At 71.7% G+C, this 15,112-nt stretch carries 17 protein-coding genes; 16 read left to right on the top strand and 1 reads right to left on the bottom strand.

Going from position 1 to position 15,112, the window contains the following annotated elements; genetic code table 11:
* Positions 1 to 37: 37 nt before the first annotated feature.
* The 9 genes from OG871_RS39790 (at position 38) to OG871_RS39750 (ending at position 6,125) form a co-directional block, all read left to right on the top strand.
* Positions 38 to 808 (top strand): hypothetical protein, encoded by a 771-nt coding sequence (locus OG871_RS39790; RefSeq protein WP_371503548.1) that lies wholly within the window; start codon positions 38 to 40, stop codon positions 806 to 808.
* Between the two features lie 89 nt (positions 809 to 897).
* Positions 898 to 1,557, top strand: a complete 660-nt coding sequence (locus OG871_RS39785; RefSeq protein ID WP_371503547.1) for a Crp/Fnr family transcriptional regulator — start codon at positions 898 to 900, stop codon at positions 1,555 to 1,557.
* Between the two features lie 42 nt (positions 1,558 to 1,599).
* Entirely contained in the window at positions 1,600 to 1,974 is a 375-nt protein-coding gene (locus OG871_RS39780; protein WP_331727234.1) for a hypothetical protein, read from the top strand.
* A 470-nt stretch (positions 1,975 to 2,444) separates the two neighbouring features.
* Positions 2,445 to 2,960, top strand: a complete 516-nt coding sequence (locus OG871_RS39775) for an RNase adapter RapZ (protein ID WP_331727232.1) — start codon at positions 2,445 to 2,447, stop codon at positions 2,958 to 2,960.
* Positions 2,891 to 3,466 carry an HIT family protein gene (locus OG871_RS39770; RefSeq protein WP_331727555.1) on the top strand — a complete coding sequence of 192 codons (576 nt, stop codon included), beginning with the start codon at positions 2,891 to 2,893 and terminating at the stop codon, positions 3,464 to 3,466. Before OG871_RS39775 ends, OG871_RS39770 begins: the two co-directional genes overlap by 70 nt.
* A gap of 85 nt (positions 3,467 to 3,551) precedes the next feature.
* Complete coding sequence (locus OG871_RS39765; protein WP_331727230.1) at positions 3,552 to 4,628, top strand: hypothetical protein; 1,077 nt, start codon at positions 3,552 to 3,554, stop codon at positions 4,626 to 4,628.
* Between the two features lie 91 nt (positions 4,629 to 4,719).
* Complete coding sequence (locus tag OG871_RS39760; protein ID WP_331727229.1) at positions 4,720 to 4,872, top strand: hypothetical protein; 153 nt, start codon at positions 4,720 to 4,722, stop codon at positions 4,870 to 4,872.
* Positions 4,869 to 5,354: a DUF3307 domain-containing protein gene (locus tag OG871_RS39755; RefSeq protein WP_331727227.1), complete on the top strand. Its 486-nt coding sequence runs from the start codon at positions 4,869 to 4,871 to the stop codon at positions 5,352 to 5,354. The genes OG871_RS39760 and OG871_RS39755 overlap by 4 nt, the downstream gene beginning before the upstream one ends.
* A gap of 129 nt (positions 5,355 to 5,483) precedes the next feature.
* Positions 5,484 to 6,125 (top strand): hypothetical protein, encoded by a 642-nt coding sequence (locus OG871_RS39750; RefSeq protein WP_371503546.1) that lies wholly within the window; start codon positions 5,484 to 5,486, stop codon positions 6,123 to 6,125.
* Between the two features lie 68 nt (positions 6,126 to 6,193).
* Here OG871_RS39750 and OG871_RS39745 read toward each other — a convergent pair whose 3' ends face one another.
* Positions 6,194 to 6,748 carry a hypothetical protein gene (locus OG871_RS39745; RefSeq protein ID WP_331727223.1) on the bottom strand — a complete coding sequence of 185 codons (555 nt, stop codon included), beginning with the start codon at positions 6,746 to 6,748 and terminating at the stop codon, positions 6,194 to 6,196.
* Positions 6,749 to 7,010: 262 nt separating this feature from the next.
* Here OG871_RS39745 and OG871_RS39740 point away from each other — a divergent pair, with 262 nt between their 5' ends.
* From OG871_RS39740 to OG871_RS39710, 7 genes are all read left to right on the top strand, one after another.
* Positions 7,011 to 7,796, top strand: a complete 786-nt coding sequence (locus tag OG871_RS39740; RefSeq protein WP_371503545.1) for a hypothetical protein — start codon at positions 7,011 to 7,013, stop codon at positions 7,794 to 7,796.
* Positions 7,797 to 8,007: 211 nt separating this feature from the next.
* Positions 8,008 to 10,224: a Mucin-19 gene (locus tag OG871_RS39735; RefSeq protein WP_331727221.1), complete on the top strand. Its 2,217-nt coding sequence runs from the start codon at positions 8,008 to 8,010 to the stop codon at positions 10,222 to 10,224.
* A gap of 123 nt (positions 10,225 to 10,347) precedes the next feature.
* Complete coding sequence (locus tag OG871_RS39730; RefSeq protein ID WP_331727219.1) at positions 10,348 to 11,076, top strand: helix-turn-helix domain containing protein; 729 nt, start codon at positions 10,348 to 10,350, stop codon at positions 11,074 to 11,076.
* Positions 11,077 to 11,153: 77 nt separating this feature from the next.
* Complete coding sequence (locus OG871_RS39725) at positions 11,154 to 13,643, top strand: Helicase associated domain protein (protein WP_371503544.1); 2,490 nt, start codon at positions 11,154 to 11,156, stop codon at positions 13,641 to 13,643.
* 61 nt (positions 13,644 to 13,704) lie between these two features.
* Positions 13,705 to 13,980: a hypothetical protein gene (locus tag OG871_RS39720; protein ID WP_331727215.1), complete on the top strand. Its 276-nt coding sequence runs from the start codon at positions 13,705 to 13,707 to the stop codon at positions 13,978 to 13,980.
* Positions 13,977 to 14,300: a helix-turn-helix transcriptional regulator gene (locus OG871_RS39715; RefSeq protein WP_331727212.1), complete on the top strand. Its 324-nt coding sequence runs from the start codon at positions 13,977 to 13,979 to the stop codon at positions 14,298 to 14,300. The genes OG871_RS39720 and OG871_RS39715 overlap by 4 nt, the downstream gene beginning before the upstream one ends.
* Before the next feature lie 22 nt (positions 14,301 to 14,322).
* Complete coding sequence (locus OG871_RS39710; protein ID WP_331727209.1) at positions 14,323 to 15,093, top strand: hypothetical protein; 771 nt, start codon at positions 14,323 to 14,325, stop codon at positions 15,091 to 15,093.
* Positions 15,094 to 15,112 lie beyond the last annotated feature (19 nt).

The following is a 15,112-nucleotide window of genomic DNA, read 5'->3' as shown; positions in this document are numbered from 1 at the left end:
ACCCACAACCCCTGACAGGACCGCCATGAACCCGTTCGTGACCAGCACGATCCTCCCCAGCACCGACGACCGTCAGGTCAGCTACTCGGTGCGCGAACTCGCCAAGGCCCGCAAGCCGATCGTCATCGATGTGCCGGGCGACGGCCAGGAGGCCACCGCCGTCCGCTACCACCCGGAGAGCGACCCGGTCACCGAGGCGCTGGCCGTCGCCGCCGTCCGCCACGCCTACCCCGACCTCCCGGCCGTCGGCACGCTCATGCTCGACTCGGCGACCGAGTACCACCTCTGGCAGCAGGCCGTCGCCGCCGACCGCCGTACCCCCGGAATCGTCGACCGGGACCGGCTGCGCCAGCACGAGTACACCCATCTCCTCCTGCGCGGCGTCGCGCTGGACGTCGTGGCCCTGCAGAGCCAGGGCGACATCCACAGCGCCGCCCAGTGCGCGCGGGCCGCCAACGAGCTGCGCCGCCTGGACGGCATCGGCGCCGTCCCGCAGGAGACCGCCCGGACCTGGCTGCGGGCCACCTACCGCGAGCGGCTGCTCGACGGCCCCCACGCCTGGGACTGCGCCGGCGGCTGCGGCTCCCTGGGCACGGTGATGCGGTACTTCCGGGAGGACGGCGTCATCGTCCACCAGGAGCCGGACGAGTGCGACCGCGGCATCCCCGCCGAGGCGCACGAGGACGACTGCGTCTGCGCCGGGACCGGCCAGGGCGTCCACGACGGCCAGCACCACGTCTGCCTCGGCTACGCCGAAGCCGACGACATCCTCGCGGTCGACGACCCGTGGGCCTCGACGGGGCGCTGAACACCCGCCGGTGACCAGGCCGGGCGCCGGCCACCGGCCGCCGAGTGCTCTACGTTGTGGCAGGACCCGACACCCAGGAGGACAAACCCGTGCCCGACACCAGCGCCGAACCGCAGACTGACCCTCTCGCCCGGCTGTTCGACGAGAAGGGGCACGACATGCGATTCCAGCCGGGGGAGGTGATCCTCCGGCAGGGCGACCTCTCGGACCACGTGCTGCTCGTGTGCAGCGGGTTCGCCAAGGTGGTGCTCACCAGCGGGGACAGCGGGATCGTGCTGGCCCTGCGGGAGGCTCCCGAGATCATCGGTGAGCAGGAGGCGATCGCTGGCGGCCCGCGGTTCGCCTCGGTGCTCGCGCTGACCGAGGTCAGCGCCCGGGCGGTGTCCGCCGGCGACCTGCGGGCCCTGGTAGCTGCCGACCCGGAGGCGGCCCGGGCGCTGGCGCGCACCCTCTCGGACCGGCTCACGGCGTCCAACCAGGCCCGGCGGGACCAGGCCGCGTTCACCGTGACGCAGCGGACCGCCCGGCAACTGGTGGCCCTCGCCGACCGGCTCGGCGCCCCCGACGAGGCGACGGGCACCGTCCGGCTGCCCGTGACGCAGCAAGACCTCGCCGCCTGGGTGGGAGCCTCCCGCGAAGCGGTCGTCAAGGTGCTGCGGCAGCTGCGCGGCCAGGGCACCGTGGCCACCGAACGCAAGACGATCGTCATCCACGACCTGGCCGCCCTGCGCGCCACGGCGGCCCTCTGACCGCCGGGGCCGCCCGGCCCCGGTCTCGCCTGGAGAGTGTGCGTGCACCACGAAGACCCACCACGCCGGCTTCCCGCCCCCTGCCACGACGCCAAGGACCCCGACGGCGGCACCTTCCTCGTGCCCGGGTGCGCCGGCCGGGCCAACGACCCCGACAACGTCTCGGCTTGTACGTGCGTGGATTTCAAGGACGCCGCCTTGGCGCTGATCGCGAAGCAGGACGCCGAACTGCGGGAGAAGAGCCGCCAGTACCTCGGGGTCTGCGACGACTACGCCAAGCTCGCGGCGCGGTGCCGGAAGCTGGAGGCCGAGCTCGCGGCGGCCAACACCGCCCTGGCGAGCTCGCCGTCGGCCGTCCGGCCCGGAGGGCGAGCCGCCAAGGCCGCCCGGACGCCCACCCGCCCGACCCGATCGTGAAAGAGCTGGTCCGCCAGCCCGAGAGCCTGTCCTCGCCGAACTCCTCCCCCCCCGCAGCCCTTAGACCACGAAGGCGCCTGGGAAGACGTCCTGCCGCAGGTCTACCTGCGCGACATTGCGCTGTGGCGACCGCACCGCACCTGACCGTCGAATCACCAAGCCCACCGGCCGCCGGCCCCGCCGCGCAGCCGGTGGGCTTTCGCATGCCGCCGCTCGGCCCGGCCGCAGCCGGCGGTGCGGCCCCGGGTGCCCGCTCAGGCGGTGTCCAGGAACCGGCGGCGGGCATGGCACGAGTCACAACTGCCAGTCCGACAGTGGACGGTGATCGTCCAGCAAAGAGGAAACGGGAAACCCGCCAAGTGCCCTTCCCCGGCCGTTCGGCGCACGGTGGAATGGAGTCATCCCCGCTTCGAACCGCCGGATCCCGGCGGCCGCGGCGATCCCCAAAACACGAAGGGCAGTACACGATCATGAGCATTCTCGACTCCCGGGCCCGCCTCGCTCTCAACCCCGAGGGCACCGAGGCCCGCTACGGGCACGACCACGTGATCCGCGGAGTCGTCCAGTCGTTCGGCTACGGCCACCGCCCGCTGGCCGGCAGCCGCGAGGACCGGTGCGCCCGGCCCGTCTGCCGGCACGTCCCGCGCGCGGACCTGTGCGTGGACGCCACCGTCCACTACCGCAACCCGCACACCGACCCGAGGATGCGCGAGCTGACGGGCCTGGACGACGAGGTGCTCCAGCACGTCCTGGACACCCCTGGTGCCGCCGGCAGCATCGACGCGGCAGTCACCTTCACCGCCAACCTGCTGTACGACGTGGCCAACCGCAAGATGCGGATGGTCAGGGTCGCGGTCGGCTGCGTCGGCGGCCGCCACCGCTCGGTCGCGATGGCCGAGGAGATCGCCCACCAGCTCTGGCTCCGGCACGGCTTCACCCTCGACGTCGAGCACCTGGACGTGCGGCGCCCGGTCATCCAGCCCTGAACCGGCGACGTGCCCGGCGGCTCCTGACCGCGGCCGCGCGGGCCCGGAGGGGCCGGCAGGCCGGCGGCCGCGCCGAGCCGGTCGGCACCCAGCCGGAGGAGTGCGTCTTCTGCCTCATCGCGGCCGGCCGGGCCCCGGCCCGAGTCGTCCAGCGGTGGCCGGACGCCCTAGCCCTGCGCCCCCTCAGCCCGGTCACGCCGGGACACCTCCTGGAAATCCCCGTCAAGCACGTCACGGACTTCACGTCGGACCCCGCCACCAGCGCCGCAGTGATGCGGCGGGCCGCCGAACTCGCGGTCCCTCCGTGCAACGCGATCAGCAGCGCCGGAGCCCCGGCCACCCAGACCGTCTTCCACCTGCACATCCACGTGCTGCCCCGCTCCGCCGCCGACGGCCTGCTGCTGCCCTGGAGCGACCCAGGAGGACCGGAGGAACCCTGCCAGTGCGGATGCGGTTGCGACTCCGAGTTGTGGACGCACCGTCAGTTCGAGGGCTCGGCGACGTAGTTGCACGTCGGAGGCCCTTCCAAATATGGAGAACTTCTCGTACAGTTAGACGTACGAGAAGTTCTCCACTTCGGGAGGGAACCCCATGCCCCTGCACACTGCCAGCGGAACTGACGCCCAGCGAGGCGGCCTCGACATCACTCTCAGCCTCCCCTACAAGGAAGCCCTCGCCGTCGGCCCCGCCGACGCGGACGACCTCGCCAGCTTCCTCCACTCCGCCCTATGGGGCCTGAGCGTCCTGCGCACCGGCAAGGACCACCGGCTCGAAGAGGGCGAGGGCCAGGCCCAGCCCGTCAGCACCGACGACTGGCCCGGGCTGATCAGCACCCTGGAGACCGTCCGCACCACCCTGCTCGCCGGCATCACCGCTGCGGCGATCCGGGCCCACCACGCCTCCGGCGGCAGCGTCGGCCACCTCGCGCTCGGCATGGACACCGCCCGCTCCACCGCCCAGGCCCGCCAGGACAAGGTCCTCAAGAACCCGGTCACCGAGTGGGAGATCTGGGCCACTCAGCCGACCGAGTCGCAGCCGGACAACAGCGACGGCTGGGCCTACACCATCGATCTCCACCCGGAGGAGGCCGCCACCGTCGGCTTCGAGGCCGAGCGGTTCGCGGACTGGCTGGACACTGCCCTGTGGGCCCTGGTCATGCTCCGCACCGGCATCAACCCGCGCGCCGAAGGGGGCCCCCGCCCCGCCGGGCCGGACGACTGGTACTGGGTCTTCGTCCACCTGGTGCACCGGCTGGAGCCGCGCATCAAGGGCATCACGGACGCCGCGGTCCGCACCCACGCCGGGATGGAGGGCACCGTCACCGACCTGGCCGTCGCGATGGGCGTGCCGACCAAGACCGCCCAGAAGCGGCGGGAGAAGATCGTCAACGCGTTCCCCAACGGCTGGGAGCGGTGGGCTCTCATGGGCGGGACCCAGGGCGGCGACCACACCGAGGAGGACGCCGCCAACCCGGCCTTCCACGTGCCCCTGCCGGCCCACGTCACCCAGGTCGTCGAGATCGCCGCCAAGGACGGCCGGGTCGGCACCACCTGCAACTGCGGCTGGACCTCCGAGGACCGCACGGTCGACACCGTCCAGGCGGCGCAGTGGGGCGAGGCCCACAAGGCGGAGATGGCCGTGAAGGACACCACCCTCTCGCGGCGCTGATTCCCGGGGCGGCCGCGATTCCTTGGCCGGACGGCGGCCGCCCCGGACTCCACGACCCGATCAGACCTGATCAACGGACAGGAGTACCGCCATGCTGCACCACACCGAACGTGCTGTCACCCAGCCGGACTGCGTCAGCCACCCGGACGCCCATCGAGGACACCGGCACCTCGCCGGCCTCTCCACCGTGGCGACGCCCACCGCACCCGCCCGCTCCCTCGCCTCGGCGGAGGTGCCCCGGTGACGAGCGCCGACCAGATCGCCCAGGCCGTGACCCTCGCGACCTTCGCCACGGTATGGGCAACTCTCGCCGTCGGCCACACACTCGCCGACCACGTCTTCGGGCAGACCGACCACCAGGCCAGCAACAAGGGCGCACCGACGGCCGACGAAGTCGCCAAGGGGGTCAGCCCGCGGCGCGGCTGGGGCGCGTGCCTGGCCCACGTCACCCAGTACCACCTGGTTCTCGGACTCGTGCTGGCCCTGGTCCGGGTCGCACTCCCACTTCAGCTGCCGTGGCCCCGGCTGGCCGCAGCTCTCGCCCTCTCGGCCGTGACCCACGCCTTCTTCGACCGCCGGTGGCCAGTCCGCTGGGTTCTGGAGCACACCGGGTCCCCAGGGTTCGCGAAGCTGCAAGCAGCCGGGTTGAACGGCCTGTACCTGGCCGACCAGGCCCTGCACCAGACGGTGCTGCTCCTGGCCGCCCTGGTGATCACGCTCCCGTAAGAAGGGAAGAAGCGGCTCACGGCGAGCCCGACCTGTCTGCACTGACTCGAACCTCGACAATCTACCGACTGAGAGGCGCACGCCGTGAGCCAGCTCCACATCCACCCCGCAGGGCTGCCGGACCCGGCAGTGCGCTGGTACGACATTTCCACCGGCCGCCACGACTCGTACTGGGTCCGCAACCTCCCCGACGACCCGTACCAGGGCCCGGCAGAACCGGCCTTGGGCGTGGACGAGCTCGGATTCGCGCTCTACCGGGCCCACCACGAAGCGGCCCACGCGATCCTGGGGATGGCCGCCGGGGCCCATGTCGCATGGGTGAGCCTGCGAATCGGCGACGGGGGAGTGACCGCTACCAACCACCTGGGGGCCGATCTCTGGGGTGAAGTCCTCGCAACCGCCGCCGGCGAGCGCGCCAACGACCGGTGGCTGCGCGAGCAGAGCCTGTGGACCCCGCTCGCCGCGCTGATCACCGAAGTCTGCGCTGACGGCGACCGCGACGAGATCACCGCTGCCCATCCCTACATCGGCTTCGGCGCCAGCGCCGCACTCGACTACGGCGTCCTGCACACCGCCGCCGACCAACTGCTCGACACTTACTGGCCGCAGATCACCGCCGTGGCCGAAGCCCTCGCCGACCGCCAGCACATGACCGGCGACGAGATCGCTGCGCGTGCCGACATGGCCAACCCCGGCCGAACAGCCCACCAGGAGACCGATGCCGGACAGCGCAGCCGGCACGCTGGAACGGAGAAATCTGGGGCGCGGTGACGGTGTGCACGAGTACGATCCCGCATGGTCGGCCGGAGGCAGAGCAGCAGCCTCCGGCCGATCCTGTTTCAGCAGCCGTAGGAGCGCAGGATCTCGGCCGAGCCGGGGTCGGCGGCCGTCAGGTGCTTGGTTCCCCCGCGTCGGGCGTGGTCGAGCACCAGCGGCGGGACGCTGCGGTCCAGCGGCGTGACGGTCATCCGGCCCGGCGCCTGCCGGGTATAGGTGACCTGGGCTGCCCGGGGAAAGGCGTCGTCGGAGGCGTACGGGCTCAGGTTCAGGCACTTGCCCGGGCCCCCGAGCTCGCGGTGATAGCGGTCCATCGGCTCCGGGAAGACGTACGCCGAGGCGCTCGGAGCAGCTGCCGTTAGGGCGAGCATCCCGGCCAGCGCGACGGCGACGTGCCACCAGCGCGCGTTGAACCGGCGCAACAGCCACCTCGCGAGGGGAAAGGTCACTCCAGCGGCGAGGAGCGCCGCTGCGGCCTGGACCGCCGTCGCCGCGACCCGGTGGTCGTGCCAGAGCTGCGAGGCAAGGACGAAGGAGAACGAGCCGACGCCGGCGAGCAGTGCAGCCGCCCCCGTCAGAGAGGCGGCCAGCATGGTGGATTCCTCGTTCTCCAGCATGCCGAGTCTCCGCGCTCCGATGCTCTGAGTCACCGTTCCCCCTCGATCTGCCACGTACCGGTTGACCTGCACTGTAAGCCCAGTGCCCGTCCGGGCGTCGTCATATTCGAGGACGCCAGCCCCGGCCTCCCCAGGCGATCGGGCCGACCTGGTTCCGGGGAGGTGAGGCGGTCACGAGCTTTGCGGCCGCTGACGAGCGACATGCGGCCAGAATTGTAAAGCGACTTGCCATGTCAAGCAGTTTTACAGCATGCTCGTACCTGTGAGCACGCAAATCGAGATCGCCCTGATCGAGCTGAGGACCTGGTCCGCCCCCGGCCGCCGGGCCGCACTGATCGCCGCCGCCTGGGATGCGGGAGAGACCAACGTCTCCGCGCTCGCCGAGGCCGCCCGCGTCAGTCGGCCCACGGTCTACGCCGACCTGCGATCCCAGGGCATCGACCCCGACCACCGCCCCGCCAAGGAGAACGCCGTGCCCGTCAGCCCCGTGACTCTGGAAGGCTTCACCGGACTCAATCTGGACGGCCAGGAGGCCAACCACTTCCAGAAGAGCGTCTACCGCCACCTGCAGGAGCACCCGGAACAGAGCAGTGGCGAGGAGGCAGGCCGCCTGATCGGCCTGATGGACGCCTTGCGCGACTACAACAACCTGCGCCCCCGGCTCCAGGAAGAGCGGATCGCCCGCGAGGAGCGGGACCGGTCTCTCCACCGGGTCGAGGTCCGCTGGGAAGCACTGAGGACCGCGGCGAACTGGCTGGCCGCGCACCACGACTATGTGGTGACCGTCGCCGATGCCCGGATCGCCATCGACATGTGGGAGGACAGGGCGTCCGGCGCGGTCAGCGTGCCCTTCCGGCAGGAGACCCCGCACCAGCGGGCCGCGTACCAGCAGATCCTGGCAGCCGGCCATCCCGCGATCGAACCCCTGACCGTCGACCCGGCCGCCGAGGCCGACCGCCTCCGGGCGAACCTGGAGCAGGCGACCGAGCATCGGCGCCGTCTGGCCGCCGAGACCCTGGCCCTGGCAGGGCAGGGCGATGGCCGCTGACCCTGCCGCCGTGGCCTGACCAACGTCCGGATGCTGGCGGGGTCAAAGGGGGCGACCCCATTCATTCGTAAGTGTAAAGCCACTTGACATGTAAATTGGCTTTACAGGAGACTTGTTCCGTGACCATGCACTCCGTTTCGGCTCCGGCCGACCTGCGGACCCGGACCGCCGAGCGCGGCACCAGCAACACCATCGACAAGGAGGGGGAGTGATGGGACGCCAGGACTACAACAAGGGACTCGCCGACCTGCGCGACCTGCGCGCCGAACTCGGCGTCGCCGAGAAGACCCTGGCCGCCGCATCCGCCGCACGAGACAAGCTGCGGGACCAGCGGGCCCGCAAGGTGATGCAGACCGCCGCCGCGTTCGAGGGCGCGAAGGCGGACGCGATCGCGAAGGCCGCCGGCATGTCGGTCGGCGAAGTCGTCGAGATCGCCCCCCTGCTGGACCCCACCCCCGTCGAACTGCGCTCCGCCCCCGCGGCGCAGCCCGAGCCGTCCCCGGCTGTCACCCCGCAGCCCGAGCCGTCCGGGTCCGCTGCCGTGGAAACCGCACCCGCAGCCGTTGCGGCGGAGGCAGTCGCCGTTCCTCCGGCCCCTGACCGCGAGGCTGGCATCCCCGAGGCGGCCGCCGCCCCCGAACCCGCCGACGAGCTCCAGGCCCCCGAGCCGCAGGCCCGGCCGGTTGAAGAGCCCCCGACCGCCGAGGACCCCGAGCCCGCGGTGCCGACCGACGCCGGGCTCGTCTTCCGTGAGCTGCCGACGATCCCGGCCGGCCCGCAGGGAGCGGCGTTCACCCGCCTCGATCCCGACCTGGTCTCCGAGCGGGCGGTGTTCAACCACAGCCTGCGCAGCATGATCTTCCTGGACACCGCCACCGGCGAGATGACGCTCAAGGGGCAGATCGTCCGGGTCGAGCTCGGCGCGCGTACGCCCGGTGAGATCCTCGATGCCGTGCAGGCCGCCGCGCCGGGCACCCGGCGGATCTACGTCACCAACGGTGCGCCCTGGCACGTCGGCGCCGAGCGATTCCCGACGCTGACCAGCGCGGTGAGCTTGTGGCTGAACACTCCCTCCCCGCGTTGGACCACGGCGGTCGGCCGCGGGCGGGACACGACGGCGGGTCACTTCGTCCACGAGCGTCACCCGGTGGGCCGCTACGTCCGGGTCAACGCCCAGCCCGAGGACATGAGCGTCGAAATCCTCTCGGCGGGGCAGTGGTTCGACACCGGCGGGGCCAACGTGGCCGTGGTCCGCCAGGCGTTCCTCTTCATGTACGAGGCGATCCGTGCGAATAAGGGGTGGGAGAAGCAGGTCCTCCTCGGTTTCCCGTCGGCCACCGCGCTGGACCTGTGGCGCCACACGCTCCCGAAGAGGGGGGTATGGGCGGACGGCTACCCGGTGCTGAGTAGGGAGCTGCGCGAGCTGATCCACGCGACAGCTGGCCAGGGTCGCACCGAGCTGATCCTGCCGCCCCGCGTGCCGGAAGTACTGCCGGGTCTGGTCGAGTACGACCGCATCTTCGCGTACGCCAAGCACACCTGGAAGAGCGGTGTCGGAGCTCCGTCCCGGCTTACCCGGGCGGCCTTCGCCTCGCTCTCCGAAAGGGAGCAGGACGACGCGCTGATGGCCCCCTCGCACTGGAATCTCAAGGTCACTGTCCCGTCCGGGTGGCAGCACATCGGCCTGCTGCCGGCACCGGTCCCCGGAGAGCGGTCTTGGGACTACCCCGCGCGGCCCGGCACCAGCTTCACGACCTGGGCCAGCGGCCCGGAGGTGGTCATCGCGCGCGCCCGCGGGTGGCACGTCGAGGTCCTCGACGGGTTGGTGTGGAAGGCGGGATCTCCGCTGAAGGAGTGGGCGGACAAGCTGAAGGCCACGTGGGCGGGCCTGGCGGCACAGGCGCAGCTCAACAACGATCCGGGCCTCCGCCAGGCGTACCACCTGGCCTCCCGAGGGATTCGTTCCGTCCTGCTGTACGGGATCGGTGCTTTCGCTCAGGGGCCGACGTTGAACAGCGGATTCACCGCCCATGGCCAGCAGGTTCCGGACGGGGTGGAGATCCTGCACCAGGACGCGAACGGCATCACCTGGCAGCACCTCAGCCACACGGCGAGCGACCCTCACCCGGACTGGTCCGCTGCGGTCTGGGGAGGGGGGCGTGCCGCTCTGCTGGAAATGGTGATGAAGGAGGAGGGCGAGGTCCTTGCCACGGTTGGGGCACTTCACGTGCCGCCGGGCACGGTGGTCGCCTTCCGGACCGACGCGATCTACCTCACCCAAGACCCGGGCTGGCCCTCGCGCGGTGTGCCTGGCGACTACCTGCTCAAGGGCGTTCTGCCCGGGCCGGTTGCCAAGCCGACCACGGTCGTGGACCTGCTGGCCCTGCGTGACCGAGGCCGGGCCCACCTGGCCCAGCAGGTCGCCTGACAGCATTCGCCGCCGGGCCCGGGCCGCTCGCACTCGCGGCCGGCCCGGGCCCGGGCACCCCCCGGTCGTCCGGCACCCCGACGTCCAACCGCCGCCCGTACTGCCACCGCTGAGGAAGAGCCGATGCCCGCCACCCCGCCCCCGCTGAACGAGGCCGGCCGCCTCGCCAAGGACCTGATCGACCTCGGCTACAACCGCTCCCAGGTAGCCGGGATGATCGGCCGCGACGCCTCTACCATCTCCCAGATCTTCACCAAGGGTGGAGGAAAGGGGAAGGCCTACATCGGCGCCCTGCAGCAGGTGCTGCGCGCCGTGCGCGGCGGTGAGCGCGACCTTGACGCCCTGGCCGCGATCGCCCAGCAGAACATCACGGACCGGCGTACCCGCAGCGGCCAGAAGGCCCGGGTGCGCGGAAAGAACATCGTCGGCGAGCTCGGGAAGTCGAGCACCGGGACCGCCGGGCGCCAGGCCATCCTGTCCGGGGCCTCACACCTGGCAGAGGTCATCCACGAGACCGCCAAGGTCAACGGCCGGGTCGCTGTCACCGTCCGCATGAAGTCCGACCAGTTCATCCACGCCGCCGGATCGCGGAAGGACTCCCCGGGCCTGCGCCGCGGTGTCGTCCCGCGAGCCGACGGCACCGAGGAGCGCAGCTACGGCTCCACCGTCACCGGCGGGTTCGACGCCCGCGAGTGGTCCCGGCGAGTGGCCGACCAGCGGGGTGACGTCACCGCGGCGGTGTTGGCCTGGCTGGTGGAGACCGGCCGGGCCCGGCCGGGCGCTGAAATCCTGTGGCTCCAGGTCAGGGGATGGGTGCCGCGCCCGAACAAGCGCAAGGGCGGCCGACGGTGACCCACGATCCCGATTCGGCTGGCACCGCGACCGACCCTGACCCAGACGGAGCGATGAACAACGCAGGAGCACCTGACGTGGACCAGTCCGCCACCAGCACGCCGCACTCCGACCAGTGGGCGCGCGCGATCGCCGACGCACCACCACCCCCTCGCCGCCCCAAGGCACCGCCTCGGGTTGTCATCACCGAGTTGCGGGACTACCAGAAGGCCATCACCACGGACGCGGTAAGGGAGGTCAAGGACGGCGGCCGGGCCACGGTCGAGATGACCTGCGGCTCCGGCAAGACCGCCGTCTCCGCAGAGTGCGCCCGCCGGCTCGCCCTGCGCGGCCGCGTCCTGGTCCTCGTCCCGACCATCGAGCTGCTGGAGCAGACGGCCAACGCCTGGAGCACCCGGCACGGCCGACGGGGCCTGTCGGTCGCGGCGTGCTCGCGCGAGGAGGCTCTGGAGCGCGCCGAGGCCGGCGGCCACATCGAAGCCAGGGTCACCACCGACGCCGCCGAGCTCGCCGACATCGTCGCCTCCGCCGCCGCCGACCAACCGGTCACCGTCTACGCCACCTACGCCTCGCTGGCACGGCTGGTGAAGGCCCACGCGGACTTCCGCCTGCCCAGCTGGGACCTGGTGGTCATCGACGAGGCCCACCGCACCGCCGGCGCCGTGGACAAGCCGTGGGCCGCCGTTCACGACGACGACCAGGTCCCCGCCGCCCGCCGCCTCTACTTCACCGCCACCCCGCGCATCGCCGGCCAACGCTCCGGCGGCGACGACCTGACCGATCTCGTGATCGGGAAAGCCCCGAAGCTGTTCTCGATGGACGACGAGCAGATCTTCGGCCGGGTCGTCGCCCGCTACTCCTACACCCAGGCCCAGGCCGAGGGCTGGGTCGCCGACTACAAGGTTTTGGTGCCCGTCGTCACCGACGAGGACCTGCGCGACCTGCTCATGCTGCCCGCCGTCGCCGACCTGCGCTCCCAGCGCACCAACGAGGACCTCCAGAGGCTCGCCCTCCAGGTCGCAGTTCTGCGCGCCGTCGCCGACCTCGGGCTCCGGCGCGTCATCACCTTCCACTCCCGCATCAGCGCCGCCCGCAAGTTCTCGGGCACCTTGCTGGAGACCGCCGACCTCCTGGTCGACCAGGAGCGGCTGAAGGCCGGCGACCCGCTGGCGGACTACGCCCGGCCCGAACGCATCTGGACCGCGGCCATCGCCGGCAACGACCCGCTGAAGGAGCGCCGGGAGAAGTTCCGCCGCTTCGCCGCCCACACCGGCGAGACCGGCGAGGAGTGCGGCATCCTGTGCAACGCACGCCTGCTGGGCGAGGGCATCGACATCGAGGCCGTGGACGCCATCGTCTTCGCGGACCCCAAGTCGAGCGAGATCGACATCGTCCAGGCCTTCGGCCGGGCCATCCGCCAGCGGCCGAACCAGGGCAAGATGGCCTACGTCATCATCCCGGTGTACCTGCCCACCCCGGATGCCGAGACCGACGGCAGCGAGGCCGACGACCTCCCCACGGCCGACCCGGGCGTCGTCAGCGACGCGGGCCAGGCCGTGCAGGCCGAGGCCGAGGAAGCCATCAACGCCTCCGTCTTCCGGACGATCCTGCAGGTCCTGCGGGCCCTGTCCTCGGTCGACTCCCGGGTGGTCGGACGCATCACCGACCTGCGCACCCACCGACCGGGCAAGACCGCACTGCGCGCCACCACCACGGACAGCGAAACGCCGGCGCCGCCGGCCGCCGACGCGGACGAGGCCCCCGGGGAGCAGCTGGACGAGGAGTGGGAGGAGGAGCTGCCGGAATGGCTGGTGATCAACGCCTCTGACCACCAGTCGGAGATCCTCCGTGCCCTGAAACTGCGCGCCTTCTCCCCCCGGGCCCAGGAATGGGAACGCCTGTACCGCATCGCGGCGGCCTTCTACGCCGAGCACGGCCACCTGGACGTCACCGACAAGGAGCGGTTCGGCGAGCTGATCACCTGGCTCGACCAGCAGCGCTACCTGAAGACCGCTGGATCCCTCGGACCGGCCTGGGTGTCCGAACTCGAAGCGATCGGCATGATCTGGTCCAAGCGCGCCAACGCCTGGGAACGCGGCTTCGCCTACGCCCTGCGCTTTCACCACCGCCACGGCCACCTCGCCATGCCAGTCGGCCACCGCACCGACGGCTACGGCGACGGGCAGTGGATGCGGCGCCAGCGGGTGAACGCCGACGCGCTGACCGACGCGCAGCGTGCCCAGCTGGACGACCTGGACCCCTTGTGGCGCCAGGACCCCGACTGGAACCGCTCCTGCCGCCGCTTCGCGGCCTACCTCGCGGCAGGCGGCACCGTGGACGGACCGGTCAACCGGACCGGCCTGGCCGACGACATGGACTTCCGACCCGGGCGATGGCAGTCCCGCCAGGTCAGCGCGGCCAAGAGCGACCAGCTCAACCCGCAGCAGCTCCTGGTCCTGCGCTTCCTCGGCGTCCTGCCGACCGGCCCGGCCGACCCTGCGCCGCACATCCCGCTCGCCCTGCCTTCCGCGCCCCCGGCCGGCGAGGACAGGCAGCCGACCGGCTGAGCTCCGAACACCCCGCGGCCCGGTCGGCCACCGACCGCACCGACCACCTGGAGACACCACGATGACGACTACCAGCGAACCGTCCGGCCTCGCCGAGACGGCTGCTGCCCCAGCGATCACCTGGCATGCGACCTGGGAATGCCACGACTGCAGGGACGGCGGGGACAGCGTGTTCGACGACGGCACCATCGTCGACGCCGATCACGACTGCGACGAGGGGGACGGAGACATCGCCTGGGAGGGCCGAGCGGAGTGCGGCTGCGGCTGGTCCCTGACGACGGACTTCGAGGACGGCGACTACATCGAGGCCAACCACGACTGCGCGAGCGACGGATGACCGGCCCCCGCACCCAGACCGCCGAACGCGAGGAAGTGGCGGGCCGCATTCGTGCGGCCCGCCGCACCTGCGGCCTGTCCCAGGCCCAGGTCGCCCATGCCCTGGGCATTCCCCGCCCGTCCGTCAGCGACATCGAACAGGGCCGCAGAGGCGTCGAGGCCATCGAGCTCAAGCGGCTCGCCAACCTGCTGGGCACCACGGCGGACCACCTTCTCGACACGCAGGACGGCGCAGCGCTCAGTGCCCTTCACCCGGCCGACCGCCGGGCCGCCGAGCTCTACGCCGGCTACCTGCTCTGGCGTCGGACCGGACAGACCTGACCACCACCGCTCGGAGGCCGCCATGACCGACACCGCCGAACCCACCATCTTGACCGTGGCCTGGCCGGCCGTCTGGGGCGAAGGCCTGTACAGCCGCACCGCGCTGCTGTTCTGGCTGGTCTTCCGGGCCCAGGGCGACCGAGACGCGCAGGCCCTCGTGGCCGCCTTCGAAGCCGACATCTTCGACATCGTCCACCACCTCAACGACCTCCAGTTCGGCATGGGCCCCGAGCCCAGCGAGGACTATGTGAGCGGCTGGAACGACGCCAACGCCAAGCTGTACGCCACGCTCTCCCAGCGCATCGACGAGCTCCGCGGCCTGATCTACGAGTGGAGCAGCGGCCGGGGCACCCAGCTGGCCGACGCGACCCCGTACACCTGGAACCGCGAGGCCGTCACCGCCGGCGAACTGCTGCACGCCGCCCTGCCCCTGTACGCCGAGCTCGCCGGAGCGAAGCCCTTCGACACCGAGCTGACCTCCACCGTCCTGACCAACCTGGCCCACTCCATCGCCGACGACGCCGGCACCTACAGCACCCACCTGCGCGACTTCACCGCCGCCCACCGCGACCGGATCGAGAAGCTGCTGGCGGACTACGGGCCCGGCAGCGCCCACGACCGGCCCGAGGGCCGGTTCCAGCTCGTCCGCCAGCCCGAGCTCCTGCCGGTACTGGAACGCCTGCACGCCGAACCGGTCAGCCTGATCGGAGCGTTCGAGGACACCGGCCTGCCCGACACCCTGCTGCTCGACCTGGCCACCGCCTGGGGCATCCGCCGGCCCGAGCAGCCCTGACCTCCCGCCGTCCCGAACC

This window comes from Kitasatospora sp. NBC_00374 (assembly GCF_041434935.1).
Classification (GTDB): Bacteria; Actinomycetota; Actinomycetes; order Streptomycetales; family Streptomycetaceae; genus Kitasatospora.
Note: the sequence above shows the minus strand (reverse complement) of the source record. Positions and strands in the feature narration are given on the sequence as shown.

Bases quoted from the DNA above. Each gene is read 5' to 3' on its own strand.
- OG871_RS39760 (WP_331727229.1), top strand. From the start codon at position 4,720: ATGCTGCACCACACCGAACGTGCTGTCACCCAGCCGGACTGCGTCAGC.
- OG871_RS39745 (WP_331727223.1), bottom strand. From the start codon at position 6,748: ATGCTGGAGAACGAGGAATCCACCATGCTGGCCGCCTCTCTGACGGGG.
- OG871_RS39735 (WP_331727221.1), top strand. From the start codon at position 8,008: ATGGGACGCCAGGACTACAACAAGGGACTCGCCGACCTGCGCGACCTG.
- OG871_RS39715 (WP_331727212.1), top strand. From the start codon at position 13,977: ATGACCGGCCCCCGCACCCAGACCGCCGAACGCGAGGAAGTGGCGGGC.
- OG871_RS39775 (WP_331727232.1), top strand. From the start codon at position 2,445: ATGAGCATTCTCGACTCCCGGGCCCGCCTCGCTCTCAACCCCGAGGGC.
- OG871_RS39720 (WP_331727215.1), top strand. From the start codon at position 13,705: ATGACGACTACCAGCGAACCGTCCGGCCTCGCCGAGACGGCTGCTGCC.
- OG871_RS39765 (WP_331727230.1), top strand. From the start codon at position 3,552: ATGCCCCTGCACACTGCCAGCGGAACTGACGCCCAGCGAGGCGGCCTC.
- OG871_RS39730 (WP_331727219.1), top strand. From the start codon at position 10,348: ATGCCCGCCACCCCGCCCCCGCTGAACGAGGCCGGCCGCCTCGCCAAG.
- OG871_RS39710 (WP_331727209.1), top strand. From the start codon at position 14,323: ATGACCGACACCGCCGAACCCACCATCTTGACCGTGGCCTGGCCGGCC.